17 protein-coding genes are annotated in these 20,354 nt (G+C 63.8%); 9 read left to right on the top strand and 8 right to left on the bottom strand.

The annotated features are described in order from the left end of the window. Positions 1–26: 26 nt before the first annotated feature. From LB526_RS01160 to LB526_RS01140, 5 genes are read right to left on the bottom strand one after another with little or no spacing between them, the layout of a single operon-like run. Positions 27–857, bottom strand: coding sequence for an SDR family NAD(P)-dependent oxidoreductase (locus LB526_RS01160; protein ID WP_224625753.1), 831 nt, complete (start codon positions 855–857; stop codon positions 27–29). A gap of 18 nt (positions 858–875) precedes the next feature. Then, on the bottom strand, positions 876–1,646 hold the full coding sequence (locus LB526_RS01155; RefSeq protein ID WP_095768686.1) for a glucose 1-dehydrogenase: 771 nt from the start codon (positions 1,644–1,646) through the stop codon (positions 876–878). An 8-nt stretch (positions 1,647–1,654) separates the two neighbouring features. Next, on the bottom strand, positions 1,655–2,161 hold the full coding sequence (locus LB526_RS01150; RefSeq protein WP_095768577.1) for an acetone carboxylase subunit gamma: 507 nt from the start codon (positions 2,159–2,161) through the stop codon (positions 1,655–1,657). Positions 2,162–2,167: 6 nt separating this feature from the next. After that, positions 2,168–4,363, bottom strand: coding sequence for a hydantoinase B/oxoprolinase family protein (locus tag LB526_RS01145; protein WP_224625751.1), 2,196 nt, complete (start codon positions 4,361–4,363; stop codon positions 2,168–2,170). 14 nt (positions 4,364–4,377) lie between these two features. Then, positions 4,378–6,519, bottom strand: coding sequence for a hydantoinase/oxoprolinase family protein (locus LB526_RS01140; RefSeq protein ID WP_224625749.1), 2,142 nt, complete (start codon positions 6,517–6,519; stop codon positions 4,378–4,380). Positions 6,520–6,629: 110 nt separating this feature from the next. On the opposite strand from LB526_RS01140, the gene LB526_RS01135 reads away from it, so the two are divergent. After that, a complete protein-coding gene (locus LB526_RS01135) occupies positions 6,630–7,412 on the top strand; it encodes a helix-turn-helix domain-containing protein (RefSeq protein ID WP_224625748.1) in 783 nt (260 codons plus the stop codon). A gap of 679 nt (positions 7,413–8,091) precedes the next feature. Here the strand turns inward: LB526_RS01135 and LB526_RS01130 are convergent. After that, positions 8,092–8,976 (bottom strand): NAD-dependent epimerase/dehydratase family protein, encoded by an 885-nt coding sequence (locus LB526_RS01130; RefSeq protein WP_224625747.1) that lies wholly within the window; start codon positions 8,974–8,976, stop codon positions 8,092–8,094. Between the two features lie 38 nt (positions 8,977–9,014). Between LB526_RS01130 and LB526_RS01125 the strand changes: the two genes are divergently transcribed. The 3 genes from LB526_RS01125 (at position 9,015) to LB526_RS01115 (ending at position 11,703) form a co-directional block, all read left to right on the top strand. Then, positions 9,015–9,761 (top strand): carbohydrate ABC transporter permease, encoded by a 747-nt coding sequence (locus tag LB526_RS01125; protein WP_224625746.1) that lies wholly within the window; start codon positions 9,015–9,017, stop codon positions 9,759–9,761. A 119-nt stretch (positions 9,762–9,880) separates the two neighbouring features. Next, positions 9,881–10,621: a ribonuclease activity regulator RraA gene (locus LB526_RS01120; RefSeq protein ID WP_224625924.1), complete on the top strand. Its 741-nt coding sequence runs from the start codon at positions 9,881–9,883 to the stop codon at positions 10,619–10,621. A gap of 26 nt (positions 10,622–10,647) precedes the next feature. Then, positions 10,648–11,703, top strand: coding sequence for an ABC transporter ATP-binding protein (locus LB526_RS01115; protein WP_224625745.1), 1,056 nt, complete (start codon positions 10,648–10,650; stop codon positions 11,701–11,703). A 39-nt stretch (positions 11,704–11,742) separates the two neighbouring features. On the opposite strand, the gene LB526_RS01110 is transcribed toward LB526_RS01115, so the two are convergent. After that, on the bottom strand, positions 11,743–13,335 hold the full coding sequence (locus tag LB526_RS01110; protein WP_224625744.1) for a GMC family oxidoreductase: 1,593 nt from the start codon (positions 13,333–13,335) through the stop codon (positions 11,743–11,745). Between the two features lie 202 nt (positions 13,336–13,537). Here LB526_RS01110 and LB526_RS01105 point away from each other — a divergent pair, with 202 nt between their 5' ends. From LB526_RS01105 to LB526_RS01090, 4 genes are all read left to right on the top strand, one after another. After that, the gene (locus LB526_RS01105; protein WP_224542977.1) at positions 13,538–14,620 is read left to right on the top strand and encodes a sugar ABC transporter substrate-binding protein; all 1,083 of its coding nucleotides are present in this window, start codon (positions 13,538–13,540) and stop codon (positions 14,618–14,620) included. A 164-nt stretch (positions 14,621–14,784) separates the two neighbouring features. Further along, positions 14,785–15,768, top strand: coding sequence for an ABC transporter permease (locus tag LB526_RS01100; RefSeq protein WP_224625743.1), 984 nt, complete (start codon positions 14,785–14,787; stop codon positions 15,766–15,768). Positions 15,769–15,773: 5 nt separating this feature from the next. Next, positions 15,774–17,276, top strand: coding sequence for a sugar ABC transporter ATP-binding protein (locus tag LB526_RS01095; protein ID WP_095768592.1), 1,503 nt, complete (start codon positions 15,774–15,776; stop codon positions 17,274–17,276). A gap of 4 nt (positions 17,277–17,280) precedes the next feature. After that, positions 17,281–18,249: an ABC transporter permease gene (locus tag LB526_RS01090; RefSeq protein ID WP_095768593.1), complete on the top strand. Its 969-nt coding sequence runs from the start codon at positions 17,281–17,283 to the stop codon at positions 18,247–18,249. 83 nt (positions 18,250–18,332) lie between these two features. On the opposite strand, the gene gloA is transcribed toward LB526_RS01090, so the two are convergent. Continuing rightward, a complete protein-coding gene (gene gloA, locus LB526_RS01085) occupies positions 18,333–18,746 on the bottom strand; it encodes a lactoylglutathione lyase (protein WP_224523124.1) in 414 nt (137 codons plus the stop codon). Positions 18,747–18,908: 162 nt separating this feature from the next. Between gloA and LB526_RS01080 the strand changes: the two genes are divergently transcribed. Then, entirely contained in the window at positions 18,909–20,351 is a 1,443-nt protein-coding gene (locus tag LB526_RS01080; RefSeq protein ID WP_224625742.1) for an FAD-binding oxidoreductase, read from the top strand. Positions 20,352–20,354: the final 3 nt, after the last annotated feature.

Here is a 20,354-nt window from a genome sequence, read left to right as displayed (position 1 = left end):
CCGGAATCCATCACCCCCCACCGACGCTACCACAAGGCGCCGCCGGTGATCTGGATGTTTTCCATGGTGATCCCCCTGGCGAGGTCCGAGCAAAGGAAGACGACGAGCGCCGCGATTTCCTCCGGCTGCATCATGCGCCCCTGGGGATTGCCTTTCCTGAACTCGTCCATCAGTTCCTCTGCGCTGCGGCCCTTGCCTTCGCGCTCGACGACCTGCGCCACGTTGCGGCGCATCAGCTCGGTCTCGACCCAGGTCGGACTGATCATGACGCAGGTGACGCCGTGTGCCGCGCCTTCGAGCGCCACGCAACGCGTCAGCCCGAGCAGGCCGGCCTTGGATGCGCAGTAAGCAGGATTGTCCTTCCAGCCGACGGAAGCCGCGGTCGAGCCGATGTTGACGATGCGGCCCCAGCCGCGTTCGATCATGCCGGGCAGGACCGCGCGGGTCGTACGGAACGCCCCGGTGAGATTGGTGTCGACGATCTTGTCCCAGAGCTCGTCGGAATGGCCGCAGACCGGTTGCTCGGCCGTGGTGCCGGCGGCGTTGACCAGGATGTCTGCCGGGCCGACTGCCGCCTGGGCTTCGGCAAAGAAGAGATTGGTGAGCGCGCTGTCGCGCACGTCGAGATGGGCGGCGTGCACCTCGGTGCCGTGGGCAGCCAGCGCTGACTTGACGCGCTCGATCTCGTCGGCGCCGGGATAGTAGGCGGCATCCGCCGCCCGGTCCGCCTGCGGCGGCGCCACATAGGAGCCGACGGCGACATTGGCGCCGGCCTTGGCGAGCGCCGTGGCGATGGCAAAACCCATGCCGGAAAAGCCGCCGGTGACGATGGCGCTGCGGCCGGTGAGGTTGGTCATCGCGAACGTGCTCCGTGTTCACACTGCAAGATAGCCTCCGTCGACGACCATTTCGGAGCCGGTGACGAATTTCGATTCGTCCGAGGCGAGGTAGAGGACCATGTAGGCGATGTCGTTGGGTTCGCCGAGGAAACCGATCGGATGGCGCGACAGCGCCTTGGCCTTCTCCTGCTCGAGCGTGCCCAGATCGCGCAGATAATTCTCGGTCTGCGGCGTCCAGATATAGCCGGGGTGGATCGAATTGCAGCGGATGCCGTAGCGCTGCTCGGCGCAGTGTACGGCCACCGCCTTGGTCAAGGTGCGCACGCCGCCCTTGGAGGCGCAGTAGGCGGCAAGATCCGCCTCGCCGATGACGCCGTCGATGGAAGAGAGATTGATGATCGATCCGCCGCCGGATTTCTTCATCAGCTTGATGCCTTCCTGGCAGCCGAGGAAGACGCCGTCGAGGTTGATCGCCATGGTGCGCCGCCATTCGGCTAAAGAGGTATCCTCGATGTTCCGAGCGATGGCGATGCCGGCATTGTTGACCAGCACGTCGAGCCGGCCGAAGCGCTGCTCGATCGCCGCCATGGCGGCAGACCAATCCTCGGGCTTCGAGACGTCATGGCGCAGAGCCAGCGCTTCGCCGCCGCCCCTGACGATCTCGGCCGCCGTGTGGGTCGCGAGGCCCTCGTCGATGTCGCTGACGACGAGCCTGGCGCCTTCCGACGCCAGCAAAAGCGACGACGCCCGTCCGAGGCCGAGACCGGCCCCGGTAACGAGCGCCACCTTACCTGCGACGCGGCCCATTTGCGGCATCAGCCTCCTTTGTTCGACGGCTCCAGCGGCTTGCCAAGCCAATCGCGATAGAATCCTTCGAGATCGGGCTCGAAATCATGCACGATCGGGTAGCCGGGCGCCGCCGCCTCGACCTCATGCAGCGTGCCACATTCAGGGCAGATGAATTCGCGGATCTCCATCCAGTCCGGATCCGGCAGATCGCTGTTGGGGTAGATCTCGCGCAGCGTCTCCTCGCTGTCGCGCACGATGATCGCCGCCTTCAGCTTCCAGTTCTTGCGATAGTCGCCGAAGGAATGGCCGCATTCGCATTTCGTCACCCGCTCGTCACCGCTTTGGCAGATGAAGAGATGATCGCCGACCGGAAGCAGGATCGGATCGCTCCAGCCGACGCGGTCCTGCAGCACCGAGACATATTTGAAGAAGCGGTCGTCGTCCTTGTAGGCGCTCATGATGCGGCGCGTCTGCGGCCAGGGCAGCGTGCCGGCAACCAGGTCGGCGATGACTTCCTTGCTGTATGAGGTCATGGTCCCTTACTCCACGCCGAAGGTCGATTTGGCGTCGACATCCCAGAAGGTCGAAAAATCCTTGGTGAAGCGCGGCGAAAGCCTGATCGCGCTGACATACATCTTCCTCACCTCGGGCGCGAAATCGGCCGCCTTCACCCGCTCGCGCTCCTTGGCGATCCACTCCGAAACCGGCTTTGCACGAGCCAAACGTCGCGCCCGCATCTCGGCACGATGGCGGTTGGTGGCCTCCAGATTGGCGATCGGGAAGCCTTCCTCGTCCTCATCGAGCACGATGCCGAAGATGCCTTCGGCAGCCTCCTTGGTGAGGAAGCCGTTCTCGACATCCCAGGCGGTCTTGACCGGATCGCGCTCGAGCACATCGCCGTAACCGCCGCCGCCATTGTAGGAATGGGTGAAGACGTCGCCGGTTTTGTGGGGTGCTGTGATGTATGGCCCTTCGAGCGTCACATGCTCGCCTTCCAGCCGCATTTCCAGCTCCGAGCGGTACGGGTTGGTGCCGGTGTGGTGGGCCAGCGGCGCGCCATTTTCGGCCAGCTCGAAGATGTTGCTCTCGCGCACTGCGCGGTGCTTCTGGCAGGTCGGCGCCGGATAGCCGCCGCAAAGCCCGCCATTGTCGAAGACGCGCGAGGAATGTTCGGACGTGACCAGCCTGAGATGATCGGTCTTGCTCACCAGCCAGGTCGACAGGAAGGAGCAGCCGCCGCGATATTTGCCGGCGCCGCCGGAGTTGGGGACGATGGAGCGGCCGATATAGAGCATCGGCATGTTCTGTTCCCATATCTCGATGTTGCCCATGTCGGATTCCGGGTTCCAGCCGACATAGGCGGTGTCCAAGCCGTCCTTGATCGCGAGCGCGCCGGACCCGGCGGCGGCGCATTCGAAATGCGCCATGCCGAAGGGCGTGCCGTATTGGCTGGTGCCCCCCATCTCGATCATCGGGCTGTTGACCTGGCCGACAAATGCCTCCTCGACGAAGCCGCGGGCGATGAAGGAGCGCGACAGGAGCCGCTGGAAGACGCCATAGGCGGGCAAAAGCAACGCCCAGGAAGTCGCCGTCGCCACCATCTCGTTGTCGGGATTGGTCCAGGTGCCCTTGGGCAGCTTCAGTTCGGTCGCCATCCAGGCGCCGTCATTGACGAGACCTTCGAAATTCATGTGCTGCGTCAGCGTCACGAACATGCCGCCATCCATGCCGGCCGGCGTACAGTTCATCGAATGGTAGCCCCAGGGCTGCGTGCCCTCGAAGTCCATGACGATCTTGCCGTCGGTGGTGATCTCCATCTCGATCGGCATGTTGTAGAGCCAGTCGGGATCGCCGAGCGGCTGGTAGCCCGGCTTGCCGGCGGTGACATGGCCGTAAAAGGTGTGGCCGCGGTAGATGCCGGGCACGGTAAGCTGGCGCGTGCGGGCGAGCTGGGCGCGGCGGCCCTCCTCGATGAATTCCTTCGACACCTGCATCCAGTAGTCGAGGCCGATCTCGTCGATCAGCGCCTTGACGCTTTCGCGCATGTCGATGCACGACGCCACCTTGGCCTTCTCGTCCAGTACCCAGTAGATCGGCATGCGGAGATTGCGCTCGCAGCGGATGACGTAGTCGCGCCGAAGCTCGTCATTCTCGCCGACCTTCTCGGCGCAGACGAAGAGGCCCTCGGTGAAACGTTCCTGCGCCAGCGCAACGTCGCCGCCCGGCGTGATGCCGCCGGCTTCGAGTTCGTGGCAGACCGCGCCCGCCCAGCCGACCAGCTTGCCGGAGTGGAAGATCGGCACGACGTCCATCACGTCCGGCACCTGGACGGTGCCGATGAAGGCATCATTGTTGGCGAAGATGTCGCCATCACGGATCTGCGGGTTTTCCTCGTAGCCGTTGCGGATCATCCATTTGATGAACCGGCTCATCGTGTGCACATGCACCATGATGCCGTTGGAGAGCGCGATCGCGTCGCCTTCCGGCGTGTAGATGGCGACGACCATCTCGCCGACCTCGCGCACGCCGGGCGAGGCGGAGATACGCCGCGCCATTTCGCGAGCCGAGACGCAATAGGCGCGCAGCTTGGTGTGCAGCGTCTCGAACTTCAGCGGGTCCTGGTTGCGCAGCTTGAGCTCGGTGATGCCGTCATAGCAGCCGGTCTCGTCCATCAGCCGTTCGGATTCGAGCAGCCTTTCGCGGATGCGCAGCGCAGAGGCGGGTTTGTCCAGCATGGCGTTCGCCCTTCTCAAGCGTGGGTGTAGTGCAGCAGCGTCCATTCATCGACATGGACGCGATCCTGCGGATGGACGACGAGCGTCGTCGCCGGATGTTCGATGATGGCGGGGCCGACAACCTCGTGGCCGGGTTGCAGCAAGTCCATCTCGTAGAGATTCGCCTTGTGCCAGCGGCCCCCGATATAGGCCTCGCGCACGCCCTTGTGGGCGGACGCCGGATCGGATTTGCCGAGCGGCCGCTTGACCAGCATCGGCTTGACCTTGTCGGCGGTGGCGATCAGCCCGAGCTCGGTGATCGAGAAGCCGGCCTCGCCATAGCGCGAGACGCGGTGGTTGACCTTGGCATAGACCGCCTCGAACTCGGCGATGACCTTGCGCATGTCGTCGGCCGAGCGAACCGCCGACAGCGGCGCCATGACCTCGACGTCCTCGAGCTGGCCGGTGTAGCGCATCATCAGGAACGGCACGGTCTTGATCTTGTCGTGGCTGTGGCCGTCGGCGATCATTTCGTCGACCGCAGCCTTGGTGAGATCGTCCCAGACATTGGTCACCTTCTTGCCAAAGGCCTGCAATTCGTCATCGCTGGCGCGGGCGCCGATGTCGATCTGCGTCGACACCGAATGGCGGCGCATGAAATCGGCCGTGGTGCAGCCGAAGGCCGAGAAGGCTGCGGCGAACTGGAAGGTGATGATGTCCTTGAAGCCGATGCCCCTGGAGCAGCCGGCGAGATGCAATGGCCCCGAGCCGCCATAGGACAGAAGCGTGAATTCCGAGGGGTGAATGCCCTGGCCGGAGATGACGCGGCGGAGCGCATTGTTAGCGTCGGCCTCCAGCATGTCGATCATGCCTTCGGCAGCTTCCTCGACACCGACGCCGAGCACGCGGGCGCATTTCTCCTCGAAGGCTTTGCGCGCCTTCTCGACCTGCAGCACGACCTTGCCGCCGAGGAAGTAATGCGGGTTCAAGCGGCCGAGGATAGCATCGCAATCGGCGATGGTTGGTTCGGTGCCGCCCTTGGCGAAGCAGATCGGGCCGGGATCGGAACCGGCGCTTTCCGGTCCGAGCGAGACTTTTCGGGTCAGCGGGTCGACCTTCAGGATCATGCCGGCGCCAGCGCCGATCGTGTCGAGATGCAGCGTCGGCACGTTGAGCTTGAAGCGGTCCATCAGCGGCTCGTTCTCGATCCGCGTCTGGCCGCGCGTGATGACGCCCATGTCGAAGGACGTGCCGCCCATATCCGAGCAGATCAGCGAGTCGTTGCCAATCAGCTTGCCGACATAGGCCGCGCCGAGAATGCCGCCGATCGGCCCGGAGATCATCGTCTCGTGCAGGCGCGGATGGTCGATCGAGGTCAGGCCACCGAAGGAGAGCAGCGTCTGCACGCCATATTTGAAGCCGTATTTCTTGGAGACGTCCTCGATGCCCTTGAGCTGCTTGCGGCCGCGCGAAGTGGCGTAGGCCTCGATCAGCACCGAGTTCAGCCGCGACTGCTCGCGGATGACCGGACGCACCTCATGGCTGGTGTAGAGGAGGATGTCGGCGCCGGCGGTGGCGATCTCCTCGCGGCAGATCTCGGCAATGCGTTTCTCATGCGCCGGATTGACGTGAGAGAAGATGGTCATGATGCAGATCGCCTCGACCTTGTCGGCAATCAGCTTCTTGGCGGCCGCATGCACCTCGTGCTCGTAGAGCGGCAGGATGACGTCGCCGAACTGGTCGATGCGCTCGGTGACGCCATGGGTGCGGCGGCGCGGCACCAGCGGATCGGGATGGTGATGGGTGACCGCATGCAGGCGGTCGGCATAGGAATAGTCGGCCCAGGCCTGCAGGCCGCGGCCCATGAGGATCATGTCCTCGAGGCCCTTGGTGGTGATCAGCCCGAGCTTGCGGCCGGTGCGCGACAACAGCGTGTTGAGCATACCGGTGCCGGAATAGAGCACGACATTGACGCCTGAGAACAGGTCCTGCAGCGAGATGCCCCAGGCATCGGCCGCATCCTCGGCGGAGGCGAGGAAGCCCTCGGCCTCGTTCTTCGGAGTGGTCGCCGACTTGCCGATCTTGAAGTGCCCGTCCTGATCGACAAGGATCGTGTCGGTCATGGTGCCGCCAGCGTCGATGCCGATGACGATTGGGTTGGTGGTAATCTGGTCCACGGATCGCTTTCCCTTGCCGAGAGTGACCGCAGGCTAGATTCCCAAAGCCGGATCGCGCCATATGCCTAAAGACACAATGACGCTTGGGCCGGGTTCGCCGAGAAAAGGGCATGCGCATGGGCAACATCTGGGCGCCGCTGGCCAAGGCGATCGCCGCCACCGGCACCGACCGGCATGTCGACTGCCTGATCGACCTGATCGGCGCCGACATCGCGCATGACCTGGTGACGGTGACGCGCTACTCGGCGACCAAGACGCCGGAATTCGTCAAGCACCGGCGCTTCTCCGACGAGATGGTGCGGCGCTATCTCGACAATTACTACGTCTTCGATCCGTTCTATGCCTCGTGGCGCAGCCAGCGCCGGCTAGGCATCATGCCGCTGAAAGGTCTGGCCAACGAGGAGGCCAAACGCGGGCAGTACATAGCCGGTTTCCTGGCGCAGTCGGAAATCTGCGACGAGGTCGGCATCATGCTGGCCGATGGCGGCGACTGGTGCCTCGGCATCTTCCTCGACCGCTCGACGGTGTCGTTCAAGGACAGCGAGATCGCGCTGCTCACCGAGCGATTGCCGGTGTTCGATGCGCTGCATGCGCTGGACATCAAAGCACGCGGCTCAGACTTCTCCCGCACCTCGGCGCCCAGTGGTCCCGGCGCCTCGCCGCAGCAGAAGCCCAGAATTCCGGAAAGCCTCTGGCCCGAGCTTTCATCGCGCGAGCGCGAACTGGTGCAGCTCATCCTCGCCGGCCATCCCACCGCCAACATTGCCGAGCGGCTCGGCATCACCGTCGGCACGGTGAAGAACCACCGCCGCCGCATCTATGAAAAGCTCGACATCACCACCGAGCGTGAATTGTTCCTGCAGTTCTTCCAACATCTGGGTCCAGCAGCGTAGCTGACATCGGTCAGGAGCAGCGAAATCGCTGAACCGGATCGATTCAATGCTCTTGCGGCCGGATATCGGTTCTGAACCAGATCACAATGCGAGAATAATGTCCGTTCTTGAAGGTTCCGCTGCCCTAAGCTGCCGGCCCGCTTGCGGCCCAAACCAGCCGCGCTCATACCGTCATGGTCCATACATGCGCCCTTCGACCATTTTTGTGGGAAAGAAGCCGCTCCCTAGTTCGCCAGAATACGAAGGATATAGGTCGGCTAACCAGCCGCTAGGCCATTGATTTTCTTTCGAAGCCTCACACCCTCAGCGACTAACATAGTCGGTATAAATCAATGGCTACGAAGTGGTTCGCCAAAAGAAGCCGATTCACCACTCGCCGACCGCAGCTTATCCTTTGACTTCCGGGGGTGGAAACGTCCCTACAGGTTAGTCGCTGTAAATCTCTCGATCTCGACAAGAACTGACTGCGCGGACGGACCTTGCCCGAGGTGAGAGGTACCTTCATCGCGAGTAAGCTCGGAAGAGAAATCATGTTGACGCTCTGCCGATTGTGATACGGCGCGGCATTCGGCCTGGGTGGCTTGTCACCGGCCTGACGCCTGGAACGAGCTGGTCAGAGATCGGCCGGATATAGTGGCTCTATCAAGCCGGTCGCCGCTGCCCGTGGGGCACGATCGGGTCACTGTGTCCGCCAGTCATACTCTTGCCGGAACCCAAGGACGTCGCGCAGCTTCCGGTTGGAGATCGGTCCCTCAAATGCGTCCATGGCGCGGGTGACCGGTATGTTGGGCACATGCTTCCTGAGAAACTCCGCCGTCGGCAATTCAGACACGATGGTGTCGTTGACGGCGTTGAATATCTGGAATCCCAAGCCGTCCCTCTCGACGCACAGGTCGACGATCTGGCCGAGATCGCGCACGTCCATATAGGTCCAGGCGTCGCGCCGCCGCTTCGAGGGATCGGCCAGGAATTCCGGAAAGCGGGCATAGTCCTTCGGCTCGACGACGCCACCGATCCGCAGGGCATAAATGTCGGCTCCGGTGCGAGAGGCGAAAGACCGCGCGATCTTCTCGCCGAGCAGTTTGGAAAGGCCGTAGCTGTCGGTCGGATCGGCGTCGTAGTCCTCATCCATCGGAAACGACTTGAAATCGCGTTCGCCTTCGGCAAAGCAGACGCCATAGACCGTTTCGCTGGAAGCCGTGATGATCTTGCGGATGCCGAGCTTGGTGGCGGCCTCGATCACATTGTAGGTCGACTGCACATTGGCGGCGAACATGGCGTTGTCCGGCCGCAGGAATATCCGCGGCCGCGCCGCGAAATGGACGACGGCGTCGACCGGGCGGCGGCCCTTGCCGCCGAAATACTCGCTGAACCCGAAATGCAGCGTCAGTGCATTGTAGGCTTCGCCGGCATCCGCAAGGTTGGTAATAACAGTATCGACCCCGGGCATGTCCAACGGCGTCAGGTCGAGGTTGAGAACCTGATGCCCGCGCTTTAGAAGGTAAGGTATGACGTGGCGGCCGATCTTGCCGCTGCCGCCGGTGAAAACGATCCGCTTGCCCATGGCCTCCTCCTGACGGTCTCTTTTTGCCGAGCAGCGCAGTGTTCCTGACCTCGATCCGAAGCTCGGCCGATATCTTCTCGGTTCCGGTGCACATCATCCCCGAGACAGCGACGCTGACGCAGTACGTCTCCGTTTTCGCCCAGTACGACACGATGGGCTATGTCTGGAACACCGTCATTGTCTCGGTGGCGACGGTCATTCTTGTCCATCTGCTGGCCATCCCCTGCGCCTATGCGCTGTCGCGCTTCAGGATGCCGGGCGCCATGCTGATCTTCGGGCTGCTTTTGATCATGCGCATGATCCCGGTCATCGCGCTTGCTATCCCGCTCTTCGCCGTGTTCGCCGCCATGGGCCTGCTCGACACTGTCTGGGCGCTGATCCTCAGCCATACGGCCGCCAAGCTGCCGGTTGCCATTTGGCTGCTTCTGGGCTTCATCCAGGATGTGCCGAAAGAGATCGAGGAGGCTGCCCAGTCGGATGGCGCCGGCACCGTGCGCACGCTGGTCCAGATCGTCGCGCCTCTGATTGTGCCGGGCATCGGCGCCAGCGCTGTCATCACCTTCCTCTTCACCTGGAACGACCTGCTGCTCGCGCTAACGCTGACCTCGAGCAAGGCCGCGCAGACGCTGCCGGTCGGTCTCACCAATTTCGTCTCGCAGTTCGGCATCGACTGGGGCGCCATGTCGGCTGCCGGCGTGCTCATGGTCATCCCGACTTTGGTGTTCGTCTGGTTTGCCCAGGGGCTGCTGGTCAAGGGGCTCACGACCGGCGCGGTTCGCGGCTGAGTAGCGGACATGGGCCACAACGCGCTCGACGGCTTTGCTGGGCGTTGAACGCAACTGAGTGCGATCGATGAGGTTAGAACTCACCGCACATTGGAGGAAACGAAATGGAAGCTGACCAGATACCGGCGATACCGGACATTTCCCGGCCGTCACGAGAACTGGTCGACGCGCTGGCGGCGATCGGTTCGGCGACACTGGCCAGCGAGCTTTACCACAAAATGGGCATTCGCGACCCGCAGATCCGTGGGCCCCGCCCACTGCGGCTTGGCAGCACGGCGGCCGGCCCGGCGCTCACGCTCCAGTGCATGCCGAAGCGCGAGGATCTCTACAACGAGACGGAATACGAGGAGCCGGAGCGGCAACTGCACCGGCACGTGCTTTATCCCACTCAGCCCGGCGACATGGTGGTGGTCGATGCCCGTGGCGATCTGGGCAGCGGCATCTTCGGCGAGATGATGCTGACCTATTTCGCCGGGCGTGGCGGCGCCGGCGTCGTTATCGACGGCTGTATTCGCGATTCCGCCCAGGCGGCGGCGCTCGACATCGGCATCTGGGTGAGGAGCGTTACACCGAATTTCCATGCCCAGACCAACATCGTTCCCTTCGCCGTCAACGTTCCGATCGCCTGCTCGAACGTGCTGGTCATCCCGGGCGATATCATCGTCGCCGACGACGATGGCGTGGTCGTCGTGCCGGTCGGCCTTGCCCCCAAACTGGTCGAACTCGCCGGCGCGCATATCGAGTGGGAAGAGTTTTCGCGCTTGCGGCTCGCGCAAGGAGGAGACCTGCGGAAATACTACCCGTTGAGCCCCGAGGGCGAGGCTGAATACCGCGCATGGCGGCAGGCTCAACGAAAATGAGCCGTGCCGGTACGGGAGAAGAATAGGTGTCTGCAATCGAGATAGAACAGCTCGGCAAGAGCTTCGGGGCGGTGGAAGTTCTGCGCGACGTCAACATCGAGATCGCCAGCGGCGAGTTCGTGGTCCTGGTCGGTCCGTCGGGCTGCGGCAAGTCGACGTTGCTGCGCATCATCGCGGGGCTCGAAGAGCATACGACTGGCGAGATCCGCATCGGCGGACGCGTCGTCGACGAGATGCCGGCCAAGTCGCGCGACATAGCCATGGTGTTCCAAAGCTATGCCCTCTATCCGCATATGAGCGTGGCCGACAATATGAGCTTCGCGCTGCGGCTGGCCAAGGTTCCCCGGGAAGAGATCGTTTCCAGAGTGAAGGCCGCGGCCGAGATCCTCGGTCTGCAGGACCTGCTCGGGCGTATGCCGCGTCAACTGTCCGGCGGCCAGCGCCAGCGTGTCGCCATGGGCCGCGCCATCGTCCGCGACCCTGCGGCCTTCTTGTTCGACGAGCCGCTCAGCAATCTCGATGCCAAGCTGCGCGTGAAGATGCGTGCCGAGATCAAGAAGCTGCACCAACGGCTGGGACGAACCAGCATCTACGTCACGCATGATCAGACAGAAGCAATGACGCTCGCCGACCGCATCGTGGTGCTGAACAGGGGCCGCATCGAACAGATCGGCACTCCCTCCGAACTCTACGAGAACCCGGCCAATCTGTTCGTCGCAGGCTTTATCGGCTCGCCGGAAATGAATCTCATCAACGGCCGCATCCAGAGTGGCGCATTCATCGCGGAGCAGGGCCTACGCCTGCCCTTGCCTCACGTGGCAGGAGTGGGGGACAAGCAAGGTGTGGTTTACGGGATTCGTCCTCAGCACATCGCTGTCGGAGGCAACCACGCACAGGCGAGAGTCCAGATTGTCGAGCCGACCGGTGAAGCGCAGGAAATCACCTTGACCGCCGATGGCGTCGACCTGATGGCGGAGATCCGGGACCGGCCGCCCTTCAAGCCGGATCAGGAGGTGAACCTGGAGATCATGATGCATAAGGTACATCTGTTCGACGCCGAGAGCGGCAGGAGGATAAACTAAAGGAGCCTGTCCTCTCCGGGCTGTTCCCCTTCGAGTGAGCTATGCCGCTGGTGTCTTCCCGGTGATCATATCCGCCGCCTTCTCGGCCATCATGATCACCGCTGCGTTGGTGTTCGATGATACGATGCGTGGCATCACCGAGCTGTCGCAGACGCGTAAGCCTTGCAGCCCGCGCAGGCGCAGTTCCGGATCAACGACGCTGTCGGCATCGCCGCCCATGCGGCAGGTGCCGACCGGATGGTAGGCGCTGCGGCCATGCTGGCGGGCAAAGGCTTCGAGCGCCGCGCGGCCCTTTGTCGCCGCTCCAGGCAAATGCTCGCGGCTGATGTATTTGGCGAAGGCCGGTTGAGAGAGGATCTCGCGACTGATCTCGATGCCGTCGATGGCGCGTTCGACGTCGTAGCGTTCGGCGAAGGGATTGGGGTCGATGACCGGCGCATCGCGCAGATCCGCCGAGCGCAACGTGACGCTGCCGCGCGAATGCGGCCGCACATGGTAGGAATTCAACGTGCAGCCATTGCCGCCGGGGACCGAGCCGATACCTTCCTCGACACCGGCCCCGGGCAGGAAATGAAATTGGATATCTGGCGTCTTTTCCGAGCGGTCGCCCCACCAGAAACCGCCGGCTTCGACGATGTTGGAGGCAACCGGTCCTTTGCCGAAGAGCGCATATTCGAGGCCGGCGACGGCCTGCCAACGCTTCTTTTTGTAGCGGTCGATGCCGTGCGGCCCGTTGAGTTCCGCGACGACGTCCACGTCCATGTGATCGTGTAGATTCTGGCCGACCCCAGCGAGATCATGCACAGCTTTGATGCCATGCTTTTCGAGATGCGCGGCAGGGCCGATGCCGGACAGCATCAGGAGTTTCGGCGAGCCGATGGCACCGGCGGTGACGATCACCTCGCGCTCGGCGTGCAGCAACTCGGCGCGACCATTGGCGATGATCTCGACGCCGACGGCCCGACCCTTCTCGACGACGACGCGGCTGACCGTGGCGCCGGTGCGCAGCGTCAGGTTCCCGCGGCCGAGCGCCGGTTTCAGATAGGCGACCGCGGTGCTCGAGCGCCTGCCATTGCGCGTCGTCGTCTGATAGAAGCCGGCGCCTTCCTGCTCGCCGGCATTGAAGTCGGCGCGGAAGGGCAGGCCAGCCTGCTGCGCCGCCTTGACGAAGATCCTGGTCAGCGGGTGCGGCGTGCCGCTGGAAACGCCGAGCGGTCCGTCGATGCCGTGCTGGGAACCGGCAAAAGTGTCGTTGCCCTCGGAACGAACGAAATAGGGCAGCACATCGGCGTAGCTCCATCCTGTGCAGCCGAAGTCTGCCGCCCAATCGTCATAGTCCTGCGGGCAACCGCGCGTGAACACCTGGGCGTTGATCGAGGAGCCGCCGCCGAGCACGCGCGCCTGCGGGTAGATCATGACGCGGCCGTCGATCTCCTTGCCGGGTGCGGCGTCATAACCCCAGATCAGCGGCCCGGACGTCATCTTGAAGAAGCCTACCGGCATGTGGATGTATCGGTCGGTGTCGGGCGGCCCGGCCTCGAGCAGGACGACCGACAGGCTGGGATCCTCGCTCAGCCTCGCGGCAAGCACGCAGCCGGCCGAGCCGCCGCCAACGATGATATAGTCCGCCATTCTCACTCCCTTGCCGAGGCAAATCGGCCTCGCTTTACGCGCGACGATCTCAAGTCGCTTGTGCCGCGTCAAGAGAAAGGGTATGGTTGCCGTGTTGAAGGGTTATCGTACAAGTAGGGAGGCTTGACGACCCGTCACCGGAGGACCGGCCGCGCTCCCCGCGCAAGCGCCTGGCGGAAACAAATTAATCGGGAGGTTCGAAATGAAGGACAGCAATGGTCTTGTTTTTTCCGGCAGGCTGAGCCGCCGGACCTTGATGCTGGGCGCTGCCGCCGGGGCGGCGACGCTGGCGATGCCGAATGTGCTGCGCGCGGCCGACAAGCCGACGCTGGTGACGTCGATCCGCTCGTTGTCCAATCCCTACCACGCGGTGTGGAAGACCGGCGCCGAGGCTTATGCCAAATGGGCCGGGCTGGAGCACGTCACGCTGGTCTCGGAAGGCAACAGCGAGAAGGGCATCGCCGATATCAAAGCGATGCTGGCCAAGACCAACGGCAACATGGTGCTCAACTCCGATCCCAACGACACGCCCGACGCGCGCCCGATCGTCGAAGCCTGCGCCAAGGCCGGCGCCTATGTGGTGACGCAGTGGAACAAGCCTGCCGACCTGCACCCCAAGGACTTCAACCCGAACTATGTCTCGCATATCGAGTTCGACGGCATCGCCAGCGGCAAGACCATCGCCGAGATCCTGTTCAAGGCCATCGGCGGCAAGGGCGGCATCGTCGCGCTCGGCGGCCTGATCTCGACCACGGCCGCGATTGAACGCAAGAAGGGCCTCGATGCTGCGCTCGCCGCGAACCCCGACATCAAGCTGCTCGACTTCCAGGTCGCAAACTGGAAATCCACCGAGGCCTTCGACCTGATGGGCAATCTGCTGACCCGTTTCGGTGACGACATCAAGGGCATCTGGGCCGCCAATGACGACATGGGCTCCGGTGCGCTCGAAGCGCTGCGCGCCGAAAACCTCGCCGGCAAGGTGCCGATCGTCGGTGTCGACGGCATCAAGACGGCGGTCGACGCGGTGCGCACCGGCGAGTTCGCCTGCACGATCACCTCGGATCCGTTCTGGCAGGGCGGCATGGGGCTGGCTATCGGCTACAACGCCAAGATAGGCAAGTTCGACCCGGCCAAGGAGCCGCCGGAACACCGCGAATTCTACGGCAAGGCGGTGCTGATCTCGCACGACAATGTTGAGGAATATTACAAGACCAATGTCGAGTCGAAGCCCGAGATTGACTGGAACGATCTCTGGGGCCGGGTGACCGGAGCGATCCGGGCCTGACCCGTTTGGGGCGGGCCGGCTTCTCCGTGGCAGCGGCCCGCCCCTTTTTGCCGGCGTCTTGCGCCCGCGGCCACGACGCCTGTCACCAGCAGACGGGAAGCGGTTTGTTGACAATCGATACAGAACCCCTGAAGTCCGTTTCGGACATCGAGCGGACAACGCTTATGACATTCCTCCCCGGCCGCATCGCCACTATGCTCGGCGGCAGGCGCTGGCGCAGGCTCGCGCCGTTGGCGGTGCTGGTCGTGCTGTGCGTTCTGATCACCATCGCCAATCCCAATTTCATCGAGCTGCGCAATCTGGTGCGGCTAGCGAACTCCGCCGCCGTGCCGCTGACACTGGCGATGGGGCTGACATTCATCATTCTGATGGGCAGCATCGACCTTTCCGTCGAGGGCACGCTGTCGGTGGCGGCGATGGTGGTGGTGCTGCTCGCCGCCAATGACAGCAACGGCAACGATTATGGTTGGTGGGCAGTTCTGGCGGCGATCACCGCCGGCACGGTCATGGGCCTCATCAGCGGTCTCGTCCAGACGATGCTGCGCATCCCGTCCTTCATGGCGACGCTCGGCATGTGGTTCATCGGACTTGGCCTGTCGGTCTATATGCTGGGCGGCTCGGCCATACGACTGAACGACGCCTCGATCCGCAATCTCGCCTTGCACCGTTTCCTCGGCCTGCCGCTGGCGGTCTGGGTCGCGCTCGGCGCGTTCGCGCTTGCAGGGGTCATCCAGTATTACACCCGGCTTGGGCGCCACATATTGGCGATCGGCGGCGACGAGGACGTGACCAGGCTCTCCGGCGTCAACGTCACGCGCGTGCGCATAGCGGCGTTCGCGCTGGCCGGCTTCTTCTTCGGCATTGCCGGTGTGCTTGCCGCGGCGCAGCTCGGTCAGTCGCATGCCGTCATCGGCGACGGCAGGCTGTTTGCCGCGGTCACCGCGGTGGTCGTCGGCGGCACGGCGCTGACCGGGGGCGAGGGTGGCGTCGTCAATACGCTGATCGGTGTGCTGATCGTCACCGTTTTGGCCAATGGCATGATCCTGCTCGGCATCTCGCCTTACATCCAGCAGACGGTGCAGGGCCTGATGATCATCGCGGCGGTGGCGCTGTCGCTCGACCGCGTTCGCCTGAAGATCGTGAAGTAAGCGCCATGCTGCAGGCAACCGGCATCATCAAGAATTTCCCCGGCGTCCAGGCGTTGCGCGACGTCTCCATAGAGGTGCGGCCGAACGAGGTGGTCGGACTGATCGGCGAGAACGGTGCCGGCAAGTCGACGCTGATGCGCCTGCTGGCCGGCGGCTATCGGCCGGATGGCGGTACGATCACCCTCGACGGCGAACAGCTCAAGCTACGCAACGCCCGTGACGCGGCCAGGAACGGCATCGGCATGGTGTTCCAGGAACAATCGCTGGTGCTCAACCTGACCGTCGCCGAAAACATCTATCTCGGCGAGGAAGACCGCTTCACCCGCTTCGGTCTTGTCAACTGGCGCGCCATGAATGCTGCGGCGCGCCGGCAACTGGCCAAGATCGGCGTCGACATCGACGTCACCGCGCGCACCTCCGAACTGACCTTCGCCGCGCGCCAGATGGTCGAGCTCGCCAAGGCGCTGACGCTGGAGGAGATGGTCGAGCGTCCGCTGCTCATCTTGCTCGACGAGCCGACCTCGGTGCTCAACGCCGCCGATATCGAGGTTCTGTTCGCGCGGGTGCGCTCGCTCAAATCCCGCGCCAGCTTCGTCTTCGTGTCGCATCGCCTCGACGAAGTGCTGGCGATTTCCGACCGCGTCTACACGATGAAGGACGGCGCGGTCGTGGCCGAACACCGCGCCGCGGAAGTCACCGCGCCGGAGCTGCACGAGATCATGGTCGGGCGCGGGCTGCAGGCCGAATATTATCGCGAGGCCCGTCAGCAGCCGCCGGGCGATAAGATCATGGTCGAGGCCAGGGGCCTGGGCGCCAGCGGCTTCTATCATGGTGTCGACCTTTCGATCCGCGCCGGAGAGATCGTCGGCATCGCCGGCGTCGTCGGCTCCGGACGCGAGGAGGTTACCCGTACGGTCGGCGGCTTCCTGCCACATGATGCGGGCGAGATGAAGATCGCCGGCGAGACGGTTCGCTTCAGCTCGCCAGAGCCGGCAGTGCGCAAGGGCATCGGCTATGTGCCGCGCGAGCGCAGGCTGGAAGGCCTGGTGATGTTTCTGTCGATCGCCGAGAACATTTCGCTGGCGGATCTCTCGAGCGTCATGCGCAACGGGGCCATCGATTACGGCAAGGAGCGGCGGCTTGCCGCTGACTGGATCAAGCGGCTCAGCATCAAGGCGCCAGGACCGGACGCCGCCTGCCGCAAGCTCAGTGGCGGCAACCAGCAGAAGGTGGTGCTGGCGCGCTGGATGACGGCGGGCTCGCGCATCCTGGTGCTCGACCACCCGACGCGCGGGCTTGATGTCGGCGCCAAGGAAGAGGTTTACGAGCTGGTGCGCGACCTCTCGGATCAAGGCGTGGCGATCCTTCTGATCTCCGACACGCTGGAGGAGACGATCGGCCTGTCGCACCAGGTTCTGGTGATGCGCGACGGCGAGATCACCGCGCGCTTCGATGCCAGCCCCGGCAACAAGCCGGATCAGGTCGAGTTGCTACGAGCGATGGTGTAAGCCGATGAATGAAGGTTTTTCCATCAAGCAGGTCTTCGAGGGCAAGTGGACGCAGGGCGCCATCCCGCTGGTGCTGCTTGTCGCCCTTTTGCTGATCATCGAGATCGCCGCGCCCGGCTTCCTGACCGGCGAGACGCTGGCGCTGCTCTTTGCCAACACCGCCGTGCTGTTTATGCTGGCGACCGGCGTCACCTTCGCCATCCTGCTCGGCGGCATCGACCTGTCGATCCAGGCGGTCGCCTCGCTGGCGAGTGTGATGCTGGCGCAATTGCTGCCCTCGCTCGGCTTCGCAGCGTTCCCGGTGGCGATCCTGTCTGGCCTCGCCTTCGGGCTGCTGAGCGGCATCGTACATGTCAAGCTGCGCGTGCCGTCCTTCGTGGCGACATTGGCTACCGGCGGCGTGGTCACGGGCCTGGCGCTCTGGGTTTCCAACGGCCGCGCCATCACCATCGAGGAAGCCGGGCGTGAAAAGACGGCGTGGATCAACGCTACGATTTTCGGCCTGCCGATGGTGGTGCTGATTTCGGCCCTGATCGGCATCGTCAGCTTCCTCGCGCTGCGTTACACCCGCTTCGGCCGCCAGGCGATCGCGGTTGGGGCCGGCGAACCGGCGGCGTGGGCGGCCGGCATCAATGTCGACCGCACCAAGATCATCGCCTTTGCCGCATCGGGCATTCTGGCGGCCATCGCCGGCGTCGTGCTGGCGGCCAGGCTGTCCAGCGGCTCGCCGGTGCTCGCCAACCAGCTGCTGCTCCCCGCCATCGCCGCCGTCATCGTCGGCGGCACGGCCATCACCGGCGGACTGGGCGGCGTGGCGCGCACCGCGGTCGGCGCGCTGATCATCTCGATCGTGCGCATCGGCATGACCTTCGTCGGCGTCAACATCTTCCTGGAAAATATGGTGTTCGGCGCGGTGCTGATCGCCGCCGTCGCCATAACCATCGACCGCAGCAAGATCGCGGTCATCAAGTGACGAACCTATCCGCACCGCCTCCCAAGCAGACGCGGACCAAGTGGGACCGCATCGGCAATGAGCCGGTGCGGTCCGCTGCAGAATTACTGCATCGTGTCCAGGCCGATCAGCTCGATCTTGTAGCCGTCGGGATCCTCGACGAAGGCGATGTGAGTGGTGCCGTGCTGCATCGGTCCGGGCTTGCGCGGGATCTTGGCACCGCGCCTCTCGAGCTCGGCGCAGACGGCGTAGATATCGTTGACGCCGAGCGCCAGATGGCCAAAGCCGGTGCCGATCTCATAGGGTTCCTCGCGGCCCCAGTTCAGCGTCAGCTCAACGACGGCTTCCTTGTCCTCGGGTCCATAGCCGACAAAGGCGTTGGTGAACTTGCCGCCGGGATAATCCTCGCGGCGCAGCAAGGTCATGCCGAGCACCTCGGTGTAGAAGGCGATCGACTTGTCGAGGTCGAGCACCCTGATCATGGTGTGCATATAGCGAAAGCCGGGGGCGTCGCTCATTGGGAAAGTCCTCCGAATTCAGTGATTTGCCGGTCTGACCATCCACATCAAGCGGCTTCGGGAAGAAGCATGCTATCGCTTGATGTTCTCAATCAGGGTTGTATGATAACACGACAAGATTAGTGGTTGTCCAGTCGTTTCCGGAAGGTCCAGGTTCAATTCATGAATGCAGTGCCGCCCATTTCCGCATCGCTGATCGCCGCCCTCGCCGGCGTGCTGTCCGATGACGGGCTGCTGACCGAACCGCAAGACCTGGCGCGCTACAGCCGCGACTGGTCGGGCGACCATGTCGGCCGCCCGCTGGCGGTGGCGCGGCCCAGCTCGGTGAAAGAAATGTCGGCGCTGATGCGGCACTGTCATGCCGAGCGCATCCCCGTCGTGCCGCAAGGCGGGCTGACCGGCCTTGTCGGCGCGGCGGTAGCGGCTGACGGCAATGAGGTCGTCGTCTCGCTGGAGCGCATGAACAGGATCCGCTCGATCAGTCCGATCGACTTCGCCATGGTGGTCGAGGCCGGCTGCATCCTCGAGGACGCCAAGCGCGCGGCGGAGGAGAGCGACTGCATCCTGCCGATCACCTTCGGAGCGCAAGGCAGCTGCCGCATCGGCGGTAATGTCGCCACCAATGCCGGCGGCTTCAACGTGCTGCGCTACGGCATGACGCGCGACCTGGTGCTTGGCCTCGAAGTCGTGCTGGCCGACGGCCGGATCTGGAACGGGCTGAAGGTGCTGCGCAAGGACAATCGCGGCTACGATTTGAAGCAGGTCTTCATCGGCTCGGAAGGCACGCTCGGCATCGTCACCGCGGCGGCGCTGAAACTCTTCCCCAAGCCGACGCAGATCGAAACGGCGCTTGTCGGCCTACGCTCCGTCGAGGATGCAATGGCGCTCTATGCGCGGGCGCGGCGCGGTTGTAGCGACTTGCTAACCGCCTTCGAGTTGATCCTGCGCGGCGGTATCGAGATCACCATGCGCGAGGGCAAGGATTTCCCCGATCCGCTCGGCAAGCCTTATCCCGCCTATGTGCTGATCGAGGTTTCGTCCGGTGGGCTTATCGACCTCAAGGATATGCTTTTGAGTTTTCTCGCCGGCGTCGAGGATCTTGTCGAAGACGGCATTGTGGCATCGACCCGGGCGCAGGCCGAGCGCCTGTGGCTTTACCGCGAGATCATGGTCGAGCGGCAGGGCCGCGGCGGCCGCTATCTGCGCACCGATGTCTCGGTGCCGATCTCCAAGCTTGCCGATTTTGTCGCCGACGCGCTCACCGAACTTGGACGGGCGAGACCCGACGCGCTGCCCGTCACCTACGGCCATGTCGGCGACGGCAACATCCATCTCAACGTCGTGCCGCCGGAGGGCATGGGGGCGGAGGCGATCGAGCATCTGTTCGAGGAGGCGGAAGCGGAGATTTTCGCCGTCGTCGACCGCTATGGTGGCTCGATCAGCGCCGAGCACGGCATCGGCCGGGTCAAGCAGCGGGCCTTCCTCGACCGCATCGATCCGGTGACGCTCGATCTCGCCGCAGGCATCAAGGATGCTTTCGATCCGCGCCATATATTGAGCAACGGCCGCATTCTGGCGTCCGCATCCGCGCTCGACTATAGGTGAGCG

This window comes from Mesorhizobium sp. CA6, from assembly GCF_020165035.1.
GTDB lineage: Bacteria > Pseudomonadota > Alphaproteobacteria > Rhizobiales > Rhizobiaceae > Mesorhizobium.
The sequence above is the reverse complement of the archived record's forward strand: the minus strand, read 5'-3'. Positions and strand labels throughout refer to the sequence as shown.